This is a genomic window from Rhodospirillaceae bacterium, assembly GCA_018660465.1.
Classification (GTDB): Bacteria; Pseudomonadota; Alphaproteobacteria; order Rhodospirillales; family JABJKH01; genus JABJKH01.
Genome location: JABJKH010000079.1, coordinates 17,684 through 36,427 on the forward strand (window position 1 = coordinate 17,684; position 18,744 = coordinate 36,427).

Below are 18,744 nucleotides of genomic sequence, written 5' to 3' on the forward strand. Positions count from 1 at the left end.
CGCGCGCACCATGATCCGTCAGTTCGAATTGGTGGAACGGGTTAAGGCGTACGATCCAGGGGCCGATGAGGATGCTCTAAACCGAGCCTACGTTTATTCGATGAAGGCCCATGGTAAGCAAAAGCGAGCCTCCGGTGATCCTTACTTCTCCCATCCCCTCGAAGTTGCCGGTATATTGACCGAGTTTAAGCTCGACGGCGCGTCAATAATTACCGCCCTGCTTCACGATACAATCGAAGATACCCTGGCAACTGCCGACGATATCCAACGTCAGTTCGGTGACGAGGTCGCTGGCTTAGTCGATGGTGTGACCAAGCTTACCCGCATAGAACTCCAGTCCGAAGATTCCAAGCAGGCGGAAAATTTTCGGAAATTTCTCCTCGCCATGTCGGAAGACATTCGGGTGTTGCTGGTTAAACTCGCCGACCGACTGCATAACATGCGGACCTTGCACCACATTAAAGGCGCAGAGAAACGCCGCCGCATCGCCATTGAGACCATGGAGATCTACGCGCCCTTGGCCGAACGCATCGGCATTCAGGAAATGAAGTCGGAGCTAGAGGACCTATCGTTCGCTGAAATTAACGCTGATGCGCGGGCGTCGATTCTGGCGAGATTAAACTTCTTGAAGGAAGAGGGCGAAGACCTGGTTCCAGGGATCATCAACGAGCTAACCGACACTCTTAAGAAGAGCGGTATCAAGGCGACAATCGTTGGACGAGAGAAAACGCCATATTCGATCTGGCGAAAAATGCGTCATAAGAATATAAGCTTCGAACAACTTTCTGATATAATCGCGTTCCGCGTCATCTTAGATTTTCCAGAAGATTGCTACCGGGCGTTGGGATCCTTGCACGGCGCATACCCCGTCGTTCCAGGGCGGTTTAAAGATTATATCAGCACCCCGAAACCGAACGGCTATAAATCCCTGCACACAAGTGTCATCGGCCCGGCCCGGCACCGCATTGAAGTCCAAATTAGAACCCGCGACATGAACGAGGTCGCCGAATTTGGTGTCGCCGCCCACTGGACCTACAAACAAAACTCAGAAAAGACAGATGGCCGGCGGTACCGTTGGCTGCGGGAGCTTCTGGAAATTCTTGATAACGCCGCTGGTCCAGATGATTTCCTAGAACACACCAAGTTGGAGATGTTCCAAGACCAGGTGTTTTGCTTCACGCCGAAGGGCGACATCATCAATCTTCCATTAGGTGCAACAGCGGTTGATTTCGCCTATGCGGTGCACACCGAAATCGGCGACCGGTGTGTCGGGGCAAAGATCAATGGCCGCATTGTTCCCTTGGATGCCCAGCTGGAAAATGGCGACCAGGTCGATATCATCACCTCCAAAGCCCAGACCCCGTCACCGACTTGGGAACGCTTTATCGTCACAGGTAAGGCACGGTCGCGCATTCGCCGATTTGTGCACGCACAAGAAAGGGATGAATACATCAAACTAGGCCGTGCAATTTTGGAACGGGCCTATGCGGGGGAGGGATATGAGTTTACAGAGAAAACGTTGGAATCAGTTCTTACAACGTTTAAAGCCGAAACCCCCGATGATATTTTTCAATCGGTTGGCGATGGCCATCGCACTGGACGAGAAATCCTGGAAGCCGTCTTCCCGGGCTTAAAGCCTGACGCCAAGGTCGAAAAGAATGTCGTCGACTTGACCGCTAGGAGGGATCAACAAGGCGGCGAAAGTTCAATTCCAATTAAAGGATTGATCCCTGGTATGGCCGTTCACTTTGCAGACTGCTGCCATCCGTTGCCAGGCGATAGAATTGTCGGCGTCGCTTTTCCAGGCAAGGGATTGGATATTCACACAATAGATTGCGAAGCACTGGAACAATCAGAGATCGAAGAGGACCTTTGGTTGGATGTTGCTTGGGATCAGGAAAGTGATGAACTTGTTGAGGCCGTCGGACGGGTCAACGTAACAGTGCTGCACGAACCTGGGTCCTTGGGGAAACTGTCGACCGTGATTGCAAACAATGGTGGCAACATCAGCAATCTTAAAACTGTCGGTCGATCACCGCAATTTTTTGAATTAGTTATTGATATTGAAGTGAGAGACGTGAAACATCTGACCAATATCATTGCTGCTCTCAGGGGAATTCCATCGATCAATTCTGTGGAACGGGCGAGAAGTTAAAATTATTTCTTTAAATTAGATACTTAGACGTATTTTTCTTGGGTGTGTCATGTTCCGTCGCCGACAAAAACCATCGCTTCCTTCTAAATTACGCGGCTTTGTCTGGCCGCAATCTGGTTGGCGACGGTCCTTTAGTTACATCTTTCACAGGCTCGCACGATTGCCGGGGACGCCCTATACCCTGGCAGGTGGCTTTGCCTGTGGTGCTGCGATATCGTTTACGCCATTTGTTGGACTGCATTTTATCTTGGGTGGCATCTGGGCGTGGATCATGCGCGCTAACATCTTGTCATCGGCGATTGGTACCGCCGTTGGAAATCCATGGACATTTCCGTTTATTTGGGTTTGGATTTACGAAACCGGTAAAATTCTCGATCCATTTCACCATAGCAATGGGACTGTCGACCCGGATTTTGCCCATCTTTTCAGTCAGATGATAGAGGCCACTTTAAAATTTAATTTTGCTGTGGTGGCCGAATCTGGCTGGCCGATTTTTCGATCCATGCTGATTGGCAGTGTGCCGACCGTTATTGTCACGTGGTTTGCATTTTATTGGGCCTTGAGGCCTTTGATTAAAAATTACCAACACAACCGCATTCAGCGCCGTACCGCATCATTAAAAAAGGAGGAGGAAGCAAAATGACATTGGTTCCCCGCCTCGGTGTTAACATTGATCATGTCGCTACTGTGCGAAATGCCAGAGGCGGTGCATATCCTGATCCTGCGCGGGCGGCGATCATGGCAGCGGAGGCGGGTGCAGATGGCATTACCGCGCACCTCCGCGAAGACCGCCGTCACATCGTTGATGAAGACATTGCCCGGATCATGGACAAAATCGACGTACCCCTGAATTTGGAAATGGCGGCAACGACTGAAATGACGGCAATCGCCGTTCGCCACCGCCCCCATGCCGCCTGTATCGTGCCGGAAAAGCGCGAGGAACGTACGACAGAAGGCGGATTAGACGTGGCTGGGGGTGGCGCGAAGCTGGCGGATACTGTTGCTGAGCTAAAGGACGCGGGTATTCGAGTTTCGTTGTTTATTGCGCCTGAAACCGCGCAGTTGGAAGCCGCCCAGGATTTGGGTGTTCCCGTCGTTGAACTCCACACCGGCACCTATTGCGATCTAACAGGTGAGGCGCGCCTAGCAGAGTTGGAGAAAATTCGGGCCGCGGTTGAATTGGCCGACCGCATGGGCATCGAATGTCACGCGGGGCATGGTCTCACGTTCAACTCGGTAAAACTAATCGCCGGGATCCCCAACATTCGTGAACTCAATATTGGTCACTTTCTTATTGCCGAGGCGATCTTTACTGGACTGCCGGACGCCATCAAGGAAATGAAGAAATTGATCCGAGAAGCACGCTTGACAGTATATTAGGAAAGTCTTTTAAGGCATTGGTATGATTATCGGAATAGGAACTGACTTGTGCGATATTCGGCGGATTGAGAAAACCCTGGAACGGTTTGGCGACCGCTTTACGGATCGAATTTATACCGACTTAGAACGTACAAAAGCTATCCGCCGAGATGCCCCTGCCAATCGCTACGCCATGTTTTATGCCGCAAAGGAGGCGTGTGCAAAGGCGCTCGGGACCGGATTTCGGGAAGGCGTCTTTTGGCGAGATTTGGGTGTAGAAAATTTGCCGTCCGGGAAACCCTACATGGTTCTGACGGGCGGTGCTTTGGCCAAACTCAACTCCTTGACCCCCATTGGTATGACAGCACAAATCGACATCAGCCTGACCGATGAATACCCAATGGCCCATGCCATGGTCGTGATATCCGCTGAACCCGCTTGAACACCCTCCATTCGTGCTGTATTGATCGCCGCAATATTACTTATTCCTCAAAGAGATAGTTAGTTCCTGGATGTCGAAGAATAGCCAAAGCGGCACACGCGAGACCGTCACCACTGTCATATATGCCATCTTGATAGCCTTGGTTATTAGAACCTTCGCCTACGAGCCCTTTAACATCCCAAGTGGATCTATGTTTCCAACACTGCTGGTCGGGGATTACCTTTTTGTTTCAAAGTCTTCTTATGGGTATAGTAAATATTCCCTGCCGTTTTCCCTGCCTCTGATTAGCGATCGTATTCTCGTAGATGAGCCGGAAAGGGGAGACGTCGCCGTATTTAAAACGCCCAGCGATAATGCAACCGACTATATCAAGCGCATCGTTGGCCTTCCTGGTGACAAAATCCAAGTCGTCGGTGGAATTTTAAATATCAATGACAAGCCGGTAGATCGGCAATTTGTTGATCTGCATATCTCATATGACCGCGGACGGCCGATTCAGCAATCCCGGTTTTTGGAAACTTTACCAAATGGCGTCAAACATTACATCTTGGAATCTGGTGATGATTTTCCCGCCGACAACACCTCTGTATACACAGTGCCGAAGGGCCATTACTTTATGATGGGTGATAACCGGGACCATTCCAACGACAGCCGATTTCCTGATGTTGGTTTCGTTCCCCAGGTTAACTTGGTCGGTCGTGCTGAAGTTCTGTTCTTTTCAGTTGATGGAAACGGGTGGCTCTTTTGGGAATGGCCGAAGAGCCTAAGGTTTGGGCGGTTCTTCACCGGAATTAACTAGCGCGAAGAACGTTGTATTCGCGCATATTGGCCACGAAAATTAAATGAAACAGCTTGAAAACAAGCTCGAATATACTTTTAAGCGTCAGGACTTGCTCGAGCTTGCCTTGACTCATTCGAGTGTCGCGGGCGGTCGCGGCCAACAAAATGAATCAAATGAACGCCTTGAATTTTTAGGGGATCGAGTTCTTGGGCTTACAATTGCAGATCTGGTTTACAGCACCTTTCCAGATGAGCCTGAGGGACATCTGGCACGACGATTTACGGCCTTGGTGCGCCGGGAAGCCTTGGCGGTAGTTGGTGGAAAGCTAGGCATTATAGAGCATTTAAATCTGTCTCAATCGGAACGTGACGCGGCTACTGAGAAAGCCAAGGATAGCATTGTTGCAGACGCGTGCGAGGCGCTTATCGCGGCGATCTATCTGGATGGCGGCTATGAACCCGCCTCTGAATTCATCCTGCGCCATTGGACGGCGTTGATGGACGCTGATCTGAGACCGCCGATGGATGCAAAGACGGCATTGCAGGAATGGGGGCAGGGCCGCGGTATGCCGCTTCCAATTTATGTCGAGACAGGTCGCGAGGGTCCCGCACATGCCCCCATTTTTACAGTTCAAGTGTCGTTGAATGATGGACGTGAGGCGACAGGCCAAGGGAAATCCAAACGCTCTGCCGAACAAGAAGCCGCGAAACATTTGCTCGAACAACTGGATCCAACCAATGACCGATGATCAAGCATCCCCGCGTTGCGGCTATATCGCCGTTGTTGGTGCGCCCAACGTCGGTAAGTCGACCTTGGTCAATCGGCTTGTCGGATCGAAGGTGTCTATCGTCAGTCACAAAGTTCAGACCACCCGAACACGGGTACTGGGAATCTGCTTAAGCGAAAATAGTCAAATAGTTCTGATGGATACGCCGGGAATTTTTGAGCCGCGACGGCGCCTGGATCGTGCGATGGTTGCTTCCGCTTGGTCGGGAAGTGCAGAAGCGGACAGAACCATCGTCCTAATCGATAGCAGTAAAGGCGGCGTCGACAAGAACTCCCGCGCAATTTTAAAGAAGCTTAACGAATTGAAAATAAAACCGGATTTGGTTTTGAACAAAATTGACTTGGTCAAGAAGCCTAACCTCTTACAGCTTGCATCCGACATAAACCAGACTTGGGAAATTGGCGAGACCTTCATGGTCTCAGCCGAAAACGGAGACGGGGTAGAGGAACTATTGACGTTCTTCGCAGGCCAAGTCCCAGAGGGTCCGTGGATGTTCCCGGAAGATCAAATTTCCGACATGCCGCTTCGTTTGCTCAGCGCTGAGATCACAAGAGAAAAACTCTACGAACAGCTACACGAAGAACTGCCCTATGCTTCAACTGTGGAGACAGAGAGTTGGGAAGAGTTTGAAGATGGATCGGTTAAGGTCCGGCAGATCATCTATATAGAGCGCGATAGCCAAAAGGGAATCGTGCTTGGCAAAAAGGGCTCAAGAATCAAAGCACTTGGCGAAGCATCTCGACTCGAACTCGAAGACATTATCGGAACAAAAGTTCATCTGTTCCTGTTTATTAAAGTTAAAGGCAAATGGGGCGACGACCCAGATCGCTATCGAGAATGGAATTTGGACTTTAATGCCTAGGCTTAAGGACAAGTCCTAAACCTTTGCGAATCGCCAGAAAACCTTATGGTTTAACCTTATGGGTTGGCCGAATGGATTGGCCAAAATGGACTGGACTGACCACGGGATCGTAATTAACGTTCACAAGCACGGCGAATCGTCGGCGATCGTCACCCTATTAACCGAATCCCATGGGCGGCATGCGGGCCTTGTTCGGGGTGGTTCTGGAAAACGAAAAAGCCCGTTACTCCAACCGGGCAATTTACTTCAAGTGACATGGCGTGCGCGGCTAGAAGAACAACTCGGGTCCTTCACCTGTGAGATGGAACGCGCATATTCGTCGGCGGTACTGGATGACCCGGCTCGACTGGCCGCCTTGAGTTCGTACTGCGCGGTTGCCAATTCAACCTTGCCAGAACGTGTCGATGAGCCCGGTATATTTTCAGCCTTAGTCGAAATGATGGAAACGCTGCCGGGTCAGGATTGGCAAGAAAACTACGTTAAATGGGAGTTGTACCTATTGTCAGAGTTAGGTTACGGCCTGGATTTATCTAGCTGTGCCGCAACCGAACAAACAGAAGACCTCATTTACGTTTCACCTAAGTCAGGCCGAGCGGTTTCAGCAGGGGCAGGGGCACCCTATAAATCAAAGCTGCTGCCTCTCCCCGAATTCTTAATTGAAGACAGCAAATCGGCCAGTCCGGACGATATCTTGAAAGGTCTTGAACTGACGGGCTATTTCCTGTCCCGGTTTCTTGACGACCATCGTGGCGGGACCTTTCCTGGTGCCCGAGACCGTTTAATTGAATCCCTTCGCAAGAAACCTCGCTGAGAAGGATAGACACGAGGGGTTGAGGGTTTTATGTTGAAGGCCGCTATATATAGAGATACCACAAGGTAATACATGCCATGACGACAGCCAACGAACCGACAGGTGATATACGCAACGCGCCGCTCGCGGAGGCCTTGGGCGAGCGCTATCTATCCTATGCCTTGTCGACGATCATGTCGCGGTCCCTGCCGGATGTGCGCGATGGATTGAAGCCGGTCCATCGGCGCCTTCTGTATGCCATGCTGAAACTCAAGTTGGACCCGAAATCGGGCTTCAAAAAATGTGCGCGCGTGGTCGGTGATGTTATTGGCAAATACCACCCCCACGGCGATGTCGCGGTCTATGACGCGATGGTCCGTTTGGCTCAGTACTTCGCAGTGCGTTATCCGCTCGTGGACGGGCAAGGCAACTTTGGCAGCATCGACGGTGATAACGCAGCGGCCATGCGATATACCGAAGCGCGCCTGACAGAGGTCGCTTTGGCCTTAATGGAAGGCATCGACGAAGACACCGTTGATTTTGTCGAGACCTACGACGGCGAAGAATCAGAACCCGCCGTTCTCCCTGCCAGTTATCCCAATTTGTTGGCCAATGGTGCCGCTGGCATTGCCGTTGGCATGGCGACAAACATTCCACCGCACAACATAGCCGAGCTCTGCCGTGCAGCATTGCACCTGATCAAGTTCCCGAATGCCGGCTTTGAAAAGCTGATGGAATTCATCCCGGGTCCTGATTTCCCCACGGGCGGTGTCTTGGTAGAGGCCCCAGACGCTATTTTAGAAGCCTACAAGACAGGTAAAGGTGGGTTCCGGCTGCGCGCCAAGTGGGAAGTTGAGAAGCTGCCTCGGGGGCTTTATCAGATCGTCGTCACGGAAATTCCGTATCAAGTTCAAAAATCAAAGCTCATTGAGAAGATCGCCGAACTGTTGAACGCCAAGAAGCTGCCAATATTGGCCGATGTCCGCGATGAATCGACGACTGAAGTGCGTTTAATCTTGGAACCCAAGACGCGATCGATTGATCCAGATATGTTGATGGAGCAATTGTTCCGTCAGTCTGACCTTGAAACCCGGGTCAGCTTGAACATGAATGTTCTGGACGCCGGGCAGACCCCTCGGGTCATGAAACTGCGGGAGGTTTTGAACGCGTTTTTAGCGCATCGCATGGATGTGCTGGAACGCCGCAGCCGCAATCGATTGCAGAAAATAGAGCATCGGTTGGAAATTCTTGGCGGCATGCTGATCGCGTTTTTGAACTTGGATGAGGTCATTCGCATCATTCGCGAGACCGACGAGCCCAAGGCAGAACTGATAAAAGCGTTCAAGCTCAGCGACGTGCAGGCGGAAGCCATTCTGAATATGCGCCTGCGTCAGTTACGTAAGCTCGAAGAAATAGAAATTCAGCAAGAAAATGACCGCCTTAACGAGGAAATGTCAGGACTTAAGTCTCTGTTAGGAGACGAGAAAAAACGTTGGTCCGTTATTTCTGATGAAATCTCTGCAACCGGAAAACAATTTAGTACCAAGACAGAACTTGGAAAGCGGCGAACTGTTATTGGTGATGCTCCCACAGCCGTTGTGGTTCCCTTGGAAGCGATGATTGAACGTGAACCCATCACTGTTGTTTGTTCGGAGAAGGGATGGATTCGTGCCGTGCGCGGCCATGTCGGCGACCCGTCGGACATGAAATACAAAGACGGCGACAAAGAGAAATTCATATTCCACGCGCAGACGACAGACAAGCTTATCGTCTTTGCCACCAACGGGAGATTCTACACCGTCGGCTGCGATAAGCTGCCGGGTGGACGCGGCCATGGTGAACCCTTGCGGCTTTCCATTGATCTGCAGAATGACGCGGAGTTCATAAACATTTTTGTTCATGATTCAGAACGGCGTCTGGTCGTTGCATCAGATCGCGGGCGCGGATTCATCGTCGAAGAAAAAGAGATCATCGCGCAGACGAAAAACGGCAAACAGGTTCTAAATTTGGGCGGTGATGAAGAAGCAGCTATTTGTAAGTTCGTTAGCCCTGATGCTGATTCTATTGCGATCATTGGTGAGAACCGAAAGCTTTTGATATTTAGGCTCGATGATCTGCCGGTGATGAGCCGTGGGCGCGGGGTCATTTTGCAACGTTACAAAGATGGCGGTCTGAGCGATGTTCAAACATTTAAATTGGAAGACGGGTTAACCTGGCAGGCTGGCGTCGGACGGATGCGGACTGAAACCGATCTCCTGCGTTGGACAGGTAAGCGTGCACAGGCTGGATACATGCCACCGACCGGATTTGCCCGCACGAATAAGTTTTCGTGACACCTTAAGGTAATAATTCAAGTAATTGAATTAAGTGAGTTATTCCGGCGATTCGCTTAATAATTTCCAGCCAGATGGGGAGTAGTGTTCCAGCGGTTGGAATTTCGCTTTGTAGGACATCTTATCGCATTCATCGACCCAGAATCCTAAATAGACATAGGGTAATTCTTGCTTTTTGGCATGCTCTATCAGCCACAGAATAATGTACGTTCCCAAACTCTGCGAACTTAAATCCGGATCGAAAAAGCTGTAGACAGCAGAAAGGCCATTCGCAACCCGATCAATCAAGCAAGCCCCGACCAGACATCCCTCAAAATCCCGGAATTCCAAAACTGTTGATTCAACTGGGGTTTCTTCGATCAATGCCCGGTAATCAACAAAGTCCATACGCGCCATGTCGCCAGATGCATGGCGCGATTGTTGGTAAAGCCGAAACAGGGCGTATTGCTCTTCTGTCGCAATTGGCTCGCGCTCATTTACGGTTAAACCAGCATTCGCTTTAGAAACCCGCTTCATCGAGCGCGTCGCGACGAATTTGTCACTGACAATCCGCACGGCGACGCAGGCATCGCAATCTGGGCAGGCCGGCGTATAAGCAACCGAATGACTGCGACGATAACCCGCGTTAGAGAGAACATCGTGGAAGTGTGCAGCCTCGCGACCCACCAATTCCGTAACCACCCGGCGTTCAACACGGTCAGGCAGGTACGGACACGGCAACGGGGCCGTTGCAAAAAAGAACCGAGACCCGTGAAGCGGTTGGTGTTTCATCGCCCCCTCAAATACCCGCGTAAATAAAATAAGTCGAGAGGAGGAAACCGTAACATGGAAAATAGCGCGCGATCTACTGTTGCAACTGTTTTTTCTGAATGTCGTCAAGCCCGGGAAGGGCCTCGGACTTTGCCGGAGCAGCCTTTTTGGCTTTGGCTCCAGTTCCAGTCCCCCGCAGCAGAATAATGCTGAGACGCCTATTCCGGGCCGCCTTGGGATTGTCCTTAAGCAATGGATCTGTTGCTGCCTTGCCGACGACACGACCGAGTCGTGTTGGGTCCAAGCCGAATTCCAATAAGGCCCGACGGGCAGCATTAGCCCGATCCGCAGATAACTCCCAGTTGGTATAACCGGCACCGGATCCAAACTTCACCGAGTCAGTATGGCCAGAAATCGCAAGCTTCTGCGTCATTTTTTCGATGACGCCCACAACCATTTCCACGACTCGTTTGGTATGTAGGTACATGGTTGCCTTGCCGCTGGGGAACATGGCGAGACCGTCTTGGTCAACGATTTGAATTCGAAGGCCCTCAGGGGTGTTGTCGATCAATAAACTCTTGGCCAAACGTCGGAAGGAGGGGTTGCTCTTAATCTTTTCTTCGAGTTCTTTTTTGGCTTCCTCGAACTGCTTTTCTTCCTTTGCCTTAGCAACTTCTTCGGCTTCTTCAGTGCTGGACTGGGTGTTCGGGCCGCCGCTACCTTCTCCTGCCTTGGGAGGAGGGAGATCCTGGGCAATACTCGAACGTGATGACTCGGCGGTCTGTGCACCTTCTTCGGAAAGAACCTTGCCGCCCAAGACGTCGCCAGCACCACTATTCGATTGAGAAACCGCTGTCGGCGCGAAGTGGTTGGCAATGCCTTCTAACTGTTCTTGGGTAACTGAATTCAACAGCCACATCAGCAGAAAGAATGCCATCATGGCGGTCACGAAGTCGGCGTAGGCTAGTTTCCAGGCACCGCCATGGGCACCACCATGGCCCTTTTTAACCTTCTTGATGATGATTGAGGCTTCAGAGCCTTCAGTCATACCTTATCAACCCAATAAGTGGCAAAATTAACCCGCATCTGACGGTAGATTCTGGACCATATCTTCAACCTCAGCAAAGGTCGGGCGCATATTTCCAGGAATTATCTTACGAGCGAATTCAACAGAAACCTGTGGCGCATACCCTTGCATATGAGCAATGACCGCGGCCTTGATGACCTCCAAATATTTTGCATCAGAGGCATGGCTGGTAGCAACTGATTTAGCCATCGGCCCAAGGTAGCCGTAGGACATTAAGATACCGGCGAACGTTCCAACCAAGGCGCCACCAATCAGGTGGCCTAATACTTCGGGGGGCTCGGTAATCGAACCCATTGTGTGAATAACGCCAAGAACAGCGGCAACAATCCCGAATGCCGGGGCCGCTTGTCCCATGTCGTCGATTGCCCCCGAGATTGCATGCATTTCCTCATGATGGCTTTCGAGTTCCATGTCCATGACGGCTTCGACTTCGTAAGCGTTGCTGGTGCCAAGGGTCAACATTCGGAGATAGTCACAGAGAAATTCAAGTGCATGGTGGTCTTTTGCGAATTTCGGAAAATTGCCAAAGAGCGTGCTGTCTTCAGGTTTTTCAACATGCGATTCCAATGCCAGATCGCCCTTTGATTTGGCAACACGAAAGACCGCATAAAGACAACCAATAAGTTCTAGATAACTTGCCTTGGTATATGACGGTCCCTTGATCAGCGTACCACCTAAAGCCTTGCCGACCCCACCGAGAACTTGTTTGGGCGAGGCAATAATGAAGCCTCCGATCATGGCTCCGAAAATAATAACGAATTCCAAGGGCTGCCATAGAACGTCTAGGTGACCGCCTGCGGCCGCGTAGCCGCCGATAACCGACGCTGAAACCAATACAAATCCGATGATGAAAAACATTTAGCGCCCCGACACTCTTAAATTACTTACACCACAACTTTTGAGTCTTTACGTTTCTGAAATGAAGATACGGGTTGCTCCGTATTTCATCAAGCTTTCCTGTCTAAAAATTGTCAAAGCGGAATCAATTTATTGCCCTGCAACTGCAAATAACATTTTTATAACTTAGGTGCGTGAAAACTTTAGACGCATAGTCTGCGATACTCCAAGTGCTATTTAATAAATTTAATTCAGAATCCAACAAGTTTGTACATTTAATCAGGTCGTGATTATCTTTCAGTTCAGCGGTACTTAAGCCGATTGAGAGGATCATCCGTGCCAACCTTTCCTGCCACCCTTAGAGACCTTGCACGGCGAACCCGTCGGTTTCCTGTCGTCCAGGCAATCGTCGCGCAAGTGATCGGCAGTATCGGTGTCGTGATTGCCGCAGGTGTCCTGCCCGATGGGGTTATCGCGATGGTTCACCCCTTCGCTTGGACCGCAGTAGCTGGGGGTATTGCCGCAATATCTGGAGCGGCTATGGGGATGGCCTCATGGTGGAAAATCATAAATTTAATATTCCCGCCATCGGTCTACGCAGCGATGACACTGGCAATTCCTGGATGGATATTTTTGGCCCTGTTTGCTGTCTTGGTGGCGGTTTACTGGAACAGTATTCGAGGGGTGCCTTTGTACCTGACCAATCCAATCACCTGGGCAGGATTGGCAGATTTACTCCCAAAAAATCAATCGGTGACGTTCGCTGATTTAGGGTGCGGAATTGGCGGGACGCTAGGGTATTTAGCCAAATCTCGCGAAGATTGTGTGTTTACAGGCATCGAGTCGGCCCCGATTCCCTTCTCAATAGCGAAGCTACGGACGTTATTTGGGAGTAAGAGAAACATCCATCTACGCTATGGCAATATGTGGAACATTGATTTATCTGAATTCGATGTCGTATACGCTTTTCTCTCGCCAGCGCCAATGGAGCGATTGTTCGAAAAGGTACGCCGTGAGATGAAACCCGGATCAATATTTATCAGTAATTCGTTTATGGTTCCGGGCGAATCGCCGACCGAGACAGTGGAGATTTCTGACCGCCGGCAAACCAAACTGCTTATTTGGCGATTTTAAGAATCGTCTTCTGACGTGCTGCTGAGCAATCTGGTTTGATGGCCGAGTTCTTGAAGAGTCTCAATTAGTTCGTCGACATGCTCTTTGTTGACGGTCTCAATCACGAAGTCCAATTCTGTCCCTTTTACGGGCATGTCATAGAACATCCGTTGGTGCATGACTTCGATGATATTGCCGCGTTTTTTGCCGATCTCATTGGCGATTGTTGCCAGGGCACCAGGCTCATCAGCGATGCTAACGCGCAACCGAACCACGCGACCTTCCCGCGCCAAGCCACGAACCAGGATTGATGACAACAGACGCGAATCTATATTCCCGCCGGACACAATCAAGCCAACCTTACGCCCAGCAAACCTTTCTTTGTTTTGCAGCAGGGCCGCTAAAGGCGCTGCTCCCGCACCTTCAACGACTATTTTTTGCTCGGTGAGATAGTTTTTTACGGCGAGTTCAAGCTCGCTTTCGCCGACGGTGAAGATTTCTGACATCAAGGCTTCGACGATGGGACGGGTAAGCTTGCCAGGGCGCTTAACGGCGATGCCTTCGGCTACAGTCGCGCCGCCAGAAGGCTTATCGCCGCCGGATACGGCTTCAGACATGGAAGGATAGGCCGCCGCTTCCACACCAAAAATTTCTATCCCTGGGATTAAAGCTTTCAAGGCCGTCCCGGCACCGGCAAATAATCCACCACCGCCGATTGGAATGATGATGGCGTCTAAGTCCGGGACATCGGTTCCAAATTCCAGACCGACAGTACCTTGGCCGCGAATAATATCCTCATCATCGTAAGGATGAATAAAGGTTCGGTTTTCCTGCGCAGCGATTTCAATCGCCCGATTTTCGGATTCAGATAAGTCTGTGCCATCTAAAACCACCTTTGCGCCCCACTTTTCCGTCCGCAGGATTTTTGTAAAAGGTGTTTCTTGGGGCATGACGATGGTGGCGTTTATGCCGAGGGCCTGGGCGTGATAGGCAACCCCTTGGGCGTGATTGCCAGCAGAGGCAGCGACGACACCGTTTTGGCACGCTGTTTCATCCAGGACCAAAAGCCGAATCAGGGCACCGCGCGGCTTGAACGAGGACGTATGCTGTAGGTTTTCAAGTTTCAGCCAGACATCGGCACCACTTGCTTCCGAAAACACAGGTGACGGAATGCTCGGCGTGCGAAGGACTTTCCCTTCAAGCAGCTTTGCCGCGTCCCTTATTCCCTTGATGTCGATGCTCACTTGTTTTTCTCCTGGGATTTCTTCTGGGGCAATAACGTCAACAACTTAGCACCCATGCGCCGTAATTCCATCTTATCGGTGGCAAATTTAATCGATCTATTGTCGCGCCAATCTTTTAGAAAGTCGCGGTAATGGGGTGAGAGGATATTTCCAGACTGACCCGTTGCAATGACGAACCGTGAATTATTGAGGTTGGCGAGATCGTAAACCGCGCGAATTCCCGCACCGTGGGTGTGACGGAAGGGATTAGCTTCTCGGTTGAGTCTAAAGTTTCCTCGGTTGACGGTAAATGCACCACCGTCTGAGGGAATGGATAAGTTAGCCCACTTATTCAGTAGTGGAATTGCTGAAAACACAGGGTGACGGAAGTGGGCTCGATGGAACTTGCCCCAGGTCCGATCCGAATAATCGTGAACATAGAGTTTGAAGCGCGCCTTTTTTAAAGCGTCAGTGACAACCGTCGCGCATGTTTCGGTTGGTAGTGTCTGAATATTATCACACCAATCTTGATCTGTGGTCAGGGCCCTTTCCACAAACAGGGGTCTCAGTCGCAGAAACTGGGGTGTCAGCGTCCCTAATTCGTCACCATAAAGACCGATGTTCAACTCACGTAGCCAATTCATGAACAGGGTGGGTGCGACCTTGTCGCGGTCCATGGCACCATTCCAGGATTTTAGGATGCTAGATTTATAGGTCTTTCCGGTGACAAAACTTTGCATCAACGGCAACAACCGTTTGGCCAAGGGAGAAACGTTGTCAGTCATAATCTCCCATGATTGAGCCGGGGTATGATTAGTCCCAGATTTCAAGAGCGATGTAATCCGATCAGTACGATACCCCGGCGCCCAAAATCCCGAAATAAAATGCGGGTAAGTATCTGAAACTGTATTGCTATTTGCTTCGACTATGTATCCCTCTCCTGGCTGAGGCGGGGCATCTAGTTCTTGGGAAAGAGATGCAACAGGCGTTGTCCCAATTTGAGGAAATTGGCCCCGGCCATTCTCTCGCTTAGGCAGCAACCCGGGAAGAAACCGCGCGATGTTCCCAGATGTATCAGCGTAGGTCACACTCAGATGAGGGGCCTGGAGAAGCCGTAAAGACTTCTTGAATTCAGCCAAGGTCCGTGCGGTATTAATTCCGAAATACGCATCAGGCGATCTATCAATGGGTCTTAAAAATGTTGCTGAGAGGGCCAGGACTTGGTTCCCCTTCAGGGCGTTTTTCAACTTCGGAAGGGCATCAGATATGATCGGCCCATGCACGGTTTCACGCACCGTAATTTCGATATCATCGTCCCCCTTAACGTGAATGATTTCTTTTCGTTCAACGAAGGCTTTTGGGCCATTGGGTGAATCGTATCCGCCGCCTACCAAGGTCTCTATAAATAAGTCCTGTAAATCAGGGTGGGTGCTGGTGACACCCCAAGCGATCTGTTTGTTGTGGCCGAGAACGATGAAGGGCACGCCCGGAACGGTTCCGCCTGATAGTCGGTGCTCCGGCGTGTTCAAGTCCGCCAAATACCACATGATCGGGGCCAAGAATTCTAAATGAGGATCGTTCGCCAGAATTGGCTTGCCTGACTTAGTCTTTGATCCAGCAATCACCCAGCTATTTGAAGCACCACTGTCTGAAATTTGAGGAAGGTCATTCAAGAACGCCGCTGATTTGGCAGGAAGGAGGGCGCCGAGGTTTCGTTCTATCTCATCTTTAAAATCAATTTGTGGCCAAAGCGCGTTAATTTTTTCAGGAGAAAGCTTGCTAACTAATTGCAACCGCAGGAATTCCGTCCGCCAGTTTCCACTCAACCACATTGCCATGACCCGACCCCAGATTAGAGAATCCTCTGGTTTCCAAGGTTCGGGGGTATAGCCCATCAGCTGCATTTCAAGCGGCAATGATGCTCGACGGTTTTTGAGCCAGCCATTTACACCGTCTGCATAGGCAATGAGTGCAGCCTGAGACGATGCGGAAAGCCCCCGCAATTGAACCTGAACCAGTCGATTAAAACCTAATGTCCGCATGAAACGATCTGACGGGACACCGCGCATACCTATGACCTCAGCAAGACTTCCACTGCCATGGCGGCGCATCAGTTCCATTTGCGCAAAGCGGTCTTGGGCATGGACGAAACCTAGGGCGCGGTAGGCCTCGTTCAATGTTGTTGCATATATATGGGGAATAGCACGGGCGTCGCGAAAGATTTGAACTGGCCCCAGAATGCCTTCAAAATGCACGCTCCCTTTGGTCTTGGGAAGCGTGGTGGCAAGCCACGTAACACCGATGCCAGCGCCAATAATCAGCACAACAAGTACGCTGGCCAGCCCCTTTTTTAATCTTCTGATAAAGATTTAATTAATTCCCATAACTAATTGGAAATATTAAATTTCTGACATAAGTCTTGCAGCATCAAATGCGCTATAGGTTAAGATGCCATCGGCACCTGCGCGTTTGAACGCTGTCAGGACCTCCATCACCGTTTTGTCGTAATCCAACCAGCCATTGCCCGAGGCCGCGCGCAGCATCGCGTACTCGCCACTGATGTTATAAACATAGGTCGGCATGCCGAATGTTTGTTTAATTCGGTATAGGACATCGAGATACGGCAGGCCCGGCTTGACCATCACCATGTCAGCCCCTTCTTGAATATCCATTGCCGTTTCGCGCAGTGCCTCATCAGAATTCGCGTGGCTCATCTGATAGGTTTTTTTGTCACCTTTGAGCAAACCCTTGGATCCAACAGCGTCGCGGAATGGATCGTAGAATCCAGATGAATACTTGGCTGAGTATGACATGATCGATACTCGATCATGTCCCGCATCATCGAGAGCCTTCCTGATCGCACCAATGCGACCATCCATCATGTCGGAAGGGGCGATGATGTGACATCCGGCATCTGCCTGAACAAGGGCTTGCTTACACAACACCTCAATCGTTTCGTCATTCAGGATAATACCGTCTTCAACAATCCCGTCATGACCATCGCTGTTGAACGGGTCCAGGGCCACATCGCAGATTATACCAATATCCAGGTCTGCGTCGTTGATTGCCCTGATCGCACGGCACACAAGATTTTCTGGGTTATAAGCTTCTTGGGCATCGGGTGTTTTTATTTCTTCGTCTATGTAAGGAAACAGCGCCAGGGCAGGGATACCCTCATCTGCGGCACGTGCGGCTGTATCCACGAGCAAGTCGACCGATACCCGGTCCACTTCCGGCAATGACTCGATGGCTTCACGCTTGTTATCGCCTTCAATTACGAACACGGGCAATATCAAATCATCAGCACTCAGACGATTTTCTGTCGTCATCCGCCGAGACCAGTCATATTGGCGGTTCCGCCTCATGCGTGTCGCGGGATATGTCCCTAGTCCCAAGGCATTCGAATCAGTCACCAATTTTCTCCCCTAAATTTCTAGGTTGCAGCAACGGTCTCTTAAGGAGTTATGTAAGATATAGGCTCATCATACAAAGCTAAACCTTTATCGCTTGGGACGTCCGTGGAATACAAGAACGTAAAATTAAGGAAGGTCTATTTTGAGTTCCATCAGGTTGGGCGGGCTCGAAAGTGTGTGGCCATTGATCCGATTACAGGTAGAGAAATCACAATGGTGTGCGCACCGGGGTACAGTGTTAGCGCCTTGAAGAAAATGGCAGCCCGAAAACTGGCCTACGTCATTTGGAAAGATAGAGAAAAGCGCCGCCAAACTTGATAATGACCCAGCGTTATTTTTTACCCAACTTAGAATTTTTAGCGAATTGAGATCGCTTCTTGGCGTAGTTGGGGGCGACCATTGGGTAATCGGGTGATAACCCCCATTTTGCTCGGTAGGCTTCCGGCGTTAGATTAAAATAGGTTCTTAAATGGCGTTTCAACATTTTCAGCTTTTTCCCGTCCTCCAGGCAAATGATGTAATCGGGAGTTACTGATTTCCGAATCGAAACAGGTGGGGGCTGCGTAGACCTAACATCAACAGTGGAACCGCCAGCCACGCTTGTAAGAGCCTGTACGACATTCAGAATAAGATCTTTTAGGTCCTCACGAGCGACCTGATTTTTCGATACATACGACGAAACAATCTCAGTCGATAGTCGCAAGACATCACCAGGATCTATCTCAGCCGATTTTTCCGGTTTAAGTCCCATCTCATTTCTCCAAGCAACAAAATTTTAATCGGCAAAGTATTATTTATTCCTCTCAGAATAT

General features: G+C 50.4%; 17 protein-coding genes. 10 read left to right on the forward strand and 7 right to left on the reverse strand.

Going from position 1 to position 18,744, the window contains the following annotated elements; translation table 11 throughout:
* Nucleotides 1–10: 10 nt before the first annotated feature.
* The 9 genes from HOM51_12420 (at nt 11) to parC (ending at nt 9,509) form a co-directional block, all read left to right on the forward strand.
* Nucleotides 11–2,155 (forward strand): bifunctional (p)ppGpp synthetase/guanosine-3',5'-bis(diphosphate) 3'-pyrophosphohydrolase, encoded by a 2,145-nt coding sequence (locus tag HOM51_12420; GenBank protein ID MBT5035313.1) that lies wholly within the window; start codon nt 11–13, stop codon nt 2,153–2,155.
* A 49-nt stretch (nt 2,156–2,204) separates the two neighbouring features.
* Complete coding sequence (locus tag HOM51_12425; GenBank protein ID MBT5035314.1) at nt 2,205–2,798, forward strand: DUF2062 domain-containing protein; 594 nt, start codon at nt 2,205–2,207, stop codon at nt 2,796–2,798.
* Nucleotides 2,795–3,535 carry a pyridoxine 5'-phosphate synthase gene (locus tag HOM51_12430; protein ID MBT5035315.1) on the forward strand — a complete coding sequence of 247 codons (741 nt, stop codon included), beginning with the start codon at nt 2,795–2,797 and terminating at the stop codon, nt 3,533–3,535. Before HOM51_12425 ends, HOM51_12430 begins: the two co-directional genes overlap by 4 nt.
* A 22-nt stretch (nt 3,536–3,557) precedes the next feature.
* A complete protein-coding gene (locus HOM51_12435) occupies nt 3,558–3,956 on the forward strand; it encodes a holo-ACP synthase (GenBank protein MBT5035316.1) in 399 nt (132 codons plus the stop codon).
* Nucleotides 3,957–4,026: 70 nt separating this feature from the next.
* Nucleotides 4,027–4,755 (forward strand): signal peptidase I, encoded by a 729-nt coding sequence (lepB, locus tag HOM51_12440; GenBank protein MBT5035317.1) that lies wholly within the window; start codon nt 4,027–4,029, stop codon nt 4,753–4,755.
* A 43-nt stretch (nt 4,756–4,798) separates the two neighbouring features.
* Nucleotides 4,799–5,485 (forward strand): ribonuclease III, encoded by a 687-nt coding sequence (gene rnc / locus HOM51_12445; protein MBT5035318.1) that lies wholly within the window; start codon nt 4,799–4,801, stop codon nt 5,483–5,485.
* Entirely contained in the window at nt 5,475–6,386 is a 912-nt protein-coding gene (gene era / locus HOM51_12450; protein MBT5035319.1) for a GTPase Era, read from the forward strand. The genes rnc and era overlap by 11 nt, the downstream gene beginning before the upstream one ends.
* 85 nt (nt 6,387–6,471) lie before the next feature.
* The gene (recO, locus tag HOM51_12455) at nt 6,472–7,197 is read left to right on the forward strand and encodes a DNA repair protein RecO (GenBank protein MBT5035320.1); all 726 of its coding nucleotides are present in this window, start codon (nt 6,472–6,474) and stop codon (nt 7,195–7,197) included.
* A gap of 77 nt (nt 7,198–7,274) precedes the next feature.
* Nucleotides 7,275–9,509 (forward strand): DNA topoisomerase IV subunit A, encoded by a 2,235-nt coding sequence (gene parC / locus HOM51_12460; GenBank protein ID MBT5035321.1) that lies wholly within the window; start codon nt 7,275–7,277, stop codon nt 9,507–9,509.
* Nucleotides 9,510–9,548: 39 nt separating this feature from the next.
* Here parC and HOM51_12465 read toward each other — a convergent pair whose 3' ends face one another.
* The 3 genes from HOM51_12465 to motA form a co-directional block, all read right to left on the reverse strand.
* Complete coding sequence (locus tag HOM51_12465) at nt 9,549–10,280, reverse strand: arginyltransferase (protein ID MBT5035322.1); 732 nt, start codon at nt 10,278–10,280, stop codon at nt 9,549–9,551.
* A gap of 73 nt (nt 10,281–10,353) precedes the next feature.
* Nucleotides 10,354–11,307 (reverse strand): flagellar motor protein MotB, encoded by a 954-nt coding sequence (gene motB, locus HOM51_12470; protein MBT5035323.1) that lies wholly within the window; start codon nt 11,305–11,307, stop codon nt 10,354–10,356.
* A gap of 27 nt (nt 11,308–11,334) precedes the next feature.
* Entirely contained in the window at nt 11,335–12,204 is an 870-nt protein-coding gene (motA, locus tag HOM51_12475; protein MBT5035324.1) for a flagellar motor stator protein MotA, read from the reverse strand.
* Nucleotides 12,205–12,519: 315 nt separating this feature from the next.
* Between motA and HOM51_12480 the strand changes: the two genes are divergently transcribed.
* The gene (locus HOM51_12480; protein ID MBT5035325.1) at nt 12,520–13,317 is read left to right on the forward strand and encodes a class I SAM-dependent methyltransferase; all 798 of its coding nucleotides are present in this window, start codon (nt 12,520–12,522) and stop codon (nt 13,315–13,317) included.
* Here the strand turns inward: HOM51_12480 and HOM51_12485 are convergent.
* The 4 genes from HOM51_12485 to HOM51_12500 all read right to left on the reverse strand — a co-directional run bounded on the left by HOM51_12485 (nt 13,314) and on the right by HOM51_12500 (nt 18,683).
* Nucleotides 13,314–14,540, reverse strand: coding sequence for a threonine ammonia-lyase (locus tag HOM51_12485; protein ID MBT5035326.1), 1,227 nt, complete (start codon nt 14,538–14,540; stop codon nt 13,314–13,316). The genes HOM51_12480 and HOM51_12485 overlap by 4 nt on opposite strands.
* Entirely contained in the window at nt 14,537–16,843 is a 2,307-nt protein-coding gene (locus HOM51_12490) for a penicillin acylase family protein (protein ID MBT5035327.1), read from the reverse strand. Before HOM51_12490 ends, HOM51_12485 begins: the two co-directional genes overlap by 4 nt.
* 75 nt (nt 16,844–16,918) lie before the next feature.
* Nucleotides 16,919–17,884 carry a porphobilinogen synthase gene (hemB, locus tag HOM51_12495; GenBank protein ID MBT5035328.1) on the reverse strand — a complete coding sequence of 322 codons (966 nt, stop codon included), beginning with the start codon at nt 17,882–17,884 and terminating at the stop codon, nt 16,919–16,921.
* A 379-nt stretch (nt 17,885–18,263) separates the two neighbouring features.
* Complete coding sequence (locus tag HOM51_12500; protein ID MBT5035329.1) at nt 18,264–18,683, reverse strand: MucR family transcriptional regulator; 420 nt, start codon at nt 18,681–18,683, stop codon at nt 18,264–18,266.
* Nucleotides 18,684–18,744: the final 61 nt, after the last annotated feature.